At 43.9% G+C, this 4,323-nt stretch carries 5 protein-coding genes and 2 tRNA genes; all 7 read left to right on the top strand.

What is annotated here, in order from left to right:
* Positions 1–252 precede the first annotated feature (252 nt).
* A tRNA-Met gene (locus tag VK080_RS03015) sits at positions 253–329 on the top strand.
* 144 nt (positions 330–473) lie between these two features.
* Positions 474–550, top strand: a tRNA-Asp gene (locus VK080_RS03010).
* A gap of 229 nt (positions 551–779) precedes the next feature.
* The gene (thiL, locus tag VK080_RS03005; RefSeq protein WP_324223318.1) at positions 780–1,763 is read left to right on the top strand and encodes a thiamine-phosphate kinase; all 984 of its coding nucleotides are present in this window, start codon (positions 780–782) and stop codon (positions 1,761–1,763) included.
* A complete protein-coding gene (gene tsaE / locus VK080_RS03000) occupies positions 1,760–2,221 on the top strand; it encodes a tRNA (adenosine(37)-N6)-threonylcarbamoyltransferase complex ATPase subunit type 1 TsaE (RefSeq protein ID WP_324223317.1) in 462 nt (153 codons plus the stop codon). Before thiL ends, tsaE begins: the two co-directional genes overlap by 4 nt.
* 492 nt (positions 2,222–2,713) lie before the next feature.
* Complete coding sequence (tsaB, locus tag VK080_RS02995) at positions 2,714–3,415, top strand: tRNA (adenosine(37)-N6)-threonylcarbamoyltransferase complex dimerization subunit type 1 TsaB (protein WP_324223316.1); 702 nt, start codon at positions 2,714–2,716, stop codon at positions 3,413–3,415.
* The gene (gene rimI, locus VK080_RS02990) at positions 3,408–3,857 is read left to right on the top strand and encodes a ribosomal protein S18-alanine N-acetyltransferase (protein WP_324223315.1); all 450 of its coding nucleotides are present in this window, start codon (positions 3,408–3,410) and stop codon (positions 3,855–3,857) included. The genes tsaB and rimI overlap by 8 nt, the downstream gene beginning before the upstream one ends.
* Positions 3,854–4,323 (top strand): tRNA (adenosine(37)-N6)-threonylcarbamoyltransferase complex transferase subunit TsaD (locus VK080_RS02985; RefSeq protein ID WP_414672207.1); only part of this gene is annotated, 470 nt, incomplete at its 3' end. The genes rimI and VK080_RS02985, both read left to right, overlap by 4 nt.

Here is a 4,323-nt window from a genome sequence, read left to right as displayed (position 1 = left end):
GATAGGTCCGGGGTGGAAGCGTGGTGACACGTGAAGCTGACGGATACTAATCGATCGAGGACTTAACCAAAGCTTAATAGTGTTTGAATGACCGCTCTTATTTAGTTTTGAGGGTGCAAATTAAATTTACCCTTGCATTTTAATCAAGATAACCCTATAATATAACTTGTGTTTCAATTATCGTGCAACACGATGAACAGTCGGAATTAGCAGTCTTAATATGCATGTATCAATTTTATTACTCATTTATATCGCGGGGTGGAGCAGTCTGGTAGCTCGTCGGGCTCATAACCCGAAGGTCGCAAGTTCAAATCTTGCCCCCGCAACCAAAATATTTCTACTTACTCAATCTCGTTAAATGTTAGCAGTACTGTGAAGTTCAACTATCCCCTTTCAATTTACTGCATCGAACCGTTGTCGGTGCCTATTGAATATTAGTGGCACTCTGCAGTACAATTTGACATTAGCCAGCTGGTCCGGTAGTTCAGTTGGTTAGAATGCCTGCCTGTCACGCAGGAGGTCGCGGGTTCGAGTCCCGTCCGGACCGCCATATAAAATCAATAACTGATTTTTTGGATGAAATATGATTTTTTCAATAAAATACATAATACTGAATGACCGTTTTCATCGATGGGAAAACGGTCATTATTATATTTAAAGCGGAATATTGCTTGTCGGTGAGGAGGACATGTGCAACGATCGAGCCGCCTTTCATAAATTTCCTTTTTAAGCTATTTTTGCTATTATTAAATAAATGAGTGATAAAATTGGTGATATAGATGGACGAGTTTGCGTTTATTAATACCATTAAGCAACAAACTTATAAACAACCTTCAATTGTTAAAGGTATCGGGGATGACGCTGCCGTTTTCAGGCAATCTTCACAGGATATTGTTACGGCCGTCGATACCTTTGTTGAAAATATCCATTTTTCAAGGTCAACCATGGATCCGTTTCATATTGGATATCGGACACTAGCAGCCAATATCAGTGATTTGTCTGCCATGGGGGCCATGCCGGCATTTTATCTTGTGTCAATCGTAATACCACAATCCTGGAATGAGGACGAGCTGAACAGTTTATACAAAGGGATGACAGATTTGGCGGACGTCCATAAAATGGATTTGATTGGTGGGGATACGATTTCTGGAAAAGCGATGGTATTGTCGATAACCGTCATTGGCTATGTTAATCAGGGGAAAGCAAGGTACAGAAGTGCGGCGAAACTTGGCGATATTGTATTTGTGACCGGCACATTAGGGGATTCCGCGGCAGGCTTTTTTATGCTGAATCATCCGGGTGATTATTCGGATAAGGCATTTTTTTATCAACGGCACCGAATGCCATCCATCAAGACCCGCTTTGCCAGTGAACTGGAAATGCTGCCAAGACTGGCATTGAATGATATTAGTGATGGGATAGCAAATGAGGCGAACGAAATGGCTGAAGCATCTCAAGTTAGTCTGACCATTTATGAGGAAAAACTGCCGGTCAGTAGATACTTTCATCAATTCAATGAGGACCAGCAGTTCAAGTGGAAAATGTTTGGCGGGGAAGACTTTGAATTACTCGGTGCTGTTCCGCCAAGTAATTGGGAAGATGTGAAACAGGCTGCTGCATCAACACAAACACCGGTTACTGAAATCGGTTATGTCAGCAGCAGCGGTCACAATGGTCACGAGGTACTTTTGATTGATCGTAGCCACACAAAAAAGCGGTTGGAAAAAAGGGGTTATACCCACCTGAAGCAGGTGAAAAAATGAGTGCGTACCAAATTAAAACACGTACTGAATTGGAAACAATACATGTTGCCGAGCAATTGGCACAATTTTTGAAGCCGGGTGATGTCGTCACGTTGGAAGGTGACCTTGGAGCCGGCAAAACAACTTTTGCCAAGGGACTTGCCGCCGGGTTTGGTGTGACACGCGTCGTCAATAGTCCGACATTCAATATAATTAAAGAATACAAAGGTGAACTTCCTTTTTATCATATGGATGTTTATCGCCTTGAAGATTCCGACGAGGATATCGGTTTTGAGGAATATTTTAATGGTGATGGTGTCTGTCTCGTCGAATGGGCACACTTTATCAGTGATTTCCTACCTTCTGAATACCTCAATATTAACATAACGTATGTTGATGATAATACACGTTTATTAGAAATTTTCCCAAAGGGTGAACATTTTGATTCAGTAACAGCCGATTTAATCGGTTCACTGTAAAAAGGTTGTTCAAAAAGTCCGGTAAACATGACAACATCGAATAGGGGACCTTCTGCTAAATGCGCCTACGTCAATCGCCAACTGCAGAAGTCACCACATCCTGTGGCAACCCGCAGCTCGAAATGACGCCGCCTCGAAATTTTGACACATAGGACATGCCAGTGCAGGCGGTGCGGCGGGACGTTACGAACTTAGCCTGCCAGTCCTTTTTTATCCCGCATGTAATGGTCAGTAACCCGCTCAAAAACGGCGGTTAACTGACCCTAAATGCCCGATTCGGTTCAACTAACATTCAGCGGGAAAAAGCGTCCGGCTGAATGAAGTTTCACTTTATCCCGCATGTAATGGTCAGTAACCCGCCCAAAAACGGCGGCTGACTGACCCTAAATGCCCGATTCGGTTCAACTAACATTCAGCAGGGAAAGTACACCCTGCTGAATGAAGTTTCACTTTATCCTCCTTTTTGAACACGTACTGTAAGGAGTTTTTGTCATGAATATACTTGCAATGGATACATCAAACCAAATACTGGGTGTCGCTTTACTTAAAGATGGTCAGTTGATTGGGGAGATCACAACAAATATAAAGAAGAATCATTCGGTGCGGTTAATGCCGGCCATCAATCAGCTGATGCATGAAGTTGATGTGAAGCCCGAAGAATTGGATAAAATTGTGGTGGCAAAAGGCCCTGGCTCCTATACCGGTGTACGAATCGGCCTGACAACAGCAAAGTCTATGGCATGGTCACTGGATATACCGGTTGTTGGGGTGTCCAGTCTTGAAGTGCTTGCCTGGCAGGGTCGCTTTTATGATGCCTACATATGTCCGTTTTTTGATGCACGCCGGGGGCTCGTTTATACTGGTTTGTACGAGACCCGGTATAATAAAATTGAATTAGCGGTTGAGGAACAAAATATACTTATGGAAGACTGGCTGAAAACGCTGGCTGAAAGAAACCAGAACGTTTTGTTTTTAAGCCCGGATATCAAAAAGCACGAGGAACTGATCCAGTCTAACCTTGGTGATTTGGCTGTCATTCCGGACGGGCCATGTCATATGGCTGACCCGTCCCATTTAGCTTTTGCCGGCTTACATACACAGCCTGACAGCACCCATGCCTTAACCCCGAATTATTTACGGCTGGCAGAAGCGGAAGCGAACTGGCTGAAAAAGGAACAAGGAAAAAATGGGTGACGTGGTTATCCGGGAGATGGAACTGTCCGATATTGATGATGTTATGGAAGTTGAAAAAAATTCATTTGTGACACCGTGGCCTAGAAATATTATGATGCAGGAATTGAACGATAACATGTATGCTCATTATTTTGTACTGCTGGTTGATGATCAAGTAGCCGGGTATGCGGGCATGTGGCATGTGATTGACGATGCGCAGATTACGACGATTGCCATTACGCCTGCGTATCGAGGAAAGAAATTGGGAGAAACACTTTTTTTATATGTCATGAAACAAGCAATAGGGATGGGCGCCAAGCGGCTATCGCTTGAAGTCCGTGTTTCCAATATAGCGGCACAGCGGATGTACCGTAAATTCGGACTTGTTCCGGGTGGCATCCGAAAACATTACTATACGGATAATCAGGAAGATGCGATTGTTATGTGGGTGAATTTATCATGAGAAACGATACGTATATATTAGGGATTGAAACAAGCTGTGATGAAACGGCTGTTGCCATAGTCAAAAATGGCAATGAGATTATCTCCAATGTGGTCGCCTCACAGATTGACAGTCATAAACGATTTGGCGGCGTCGTACCGGAAGTCGCGTCACGTCATCATGTTGAACAAATCACAATTGTTTTGGAAGAAGCATTTCAACAAGCAAACATGACATGGGAGCAAATTGATGCGATTGCTGTCACAGAAGGACCGGGGCTTGTCGGGGCGTTGCTGGTAGGCGTTAACGCAGCAAAAGCGTTGGCATTTGCCAAGCAAAAGCCATTGATTGGTGTTCATCATATTGCCGGACACATTTATGCCAACCGGTTTGAACAGGAATTCGAATTCCCCCTTCTTGCTTTGATCGTTTCCGGTGGTCATACGGAGCTTGTCCTGATGAACGGGCATGGGACATATGAATTGAT

This window comes from Lentibacillus sp., assembly GCF_035301925.1.
GTDB lineage: Bacteria > Bacillota > Bacilli > Bacillales > Amphibacillaceae > Lentibacillus.
This window is presented reverse-complemented; position numbering and strand designations above follow the sequence as displayed.

Bases quoted from the DNA above. Each gene is read 5' to 3' on its own strand.
- thiL (WP_324223318.1), top strand. From the start codon at position 780: ATGGACGAGTTTGCGTTTATTAATACCATTAAGCAACAAACTTATAAA.
- tsaE (WP_324223317.1), top strand. From the start codon at position 1,760: ATGAGTGCGTACCAAATTAAAACACGTACTGAATTGGAAACAATACAT.
- tsaB (WP_324223316.1), top strand. From the start codon at position 2,714: ATGAATATACTTGCAATGGATACATCAAACCAAATACTGGGTGTCGCT.
- rimI (WP_324223315.1), top strand. From the start codon at position 3,408: ATGGGTGACGTGGTTATCCGGGAGATGGAACTGTCCGATATTGATGAT.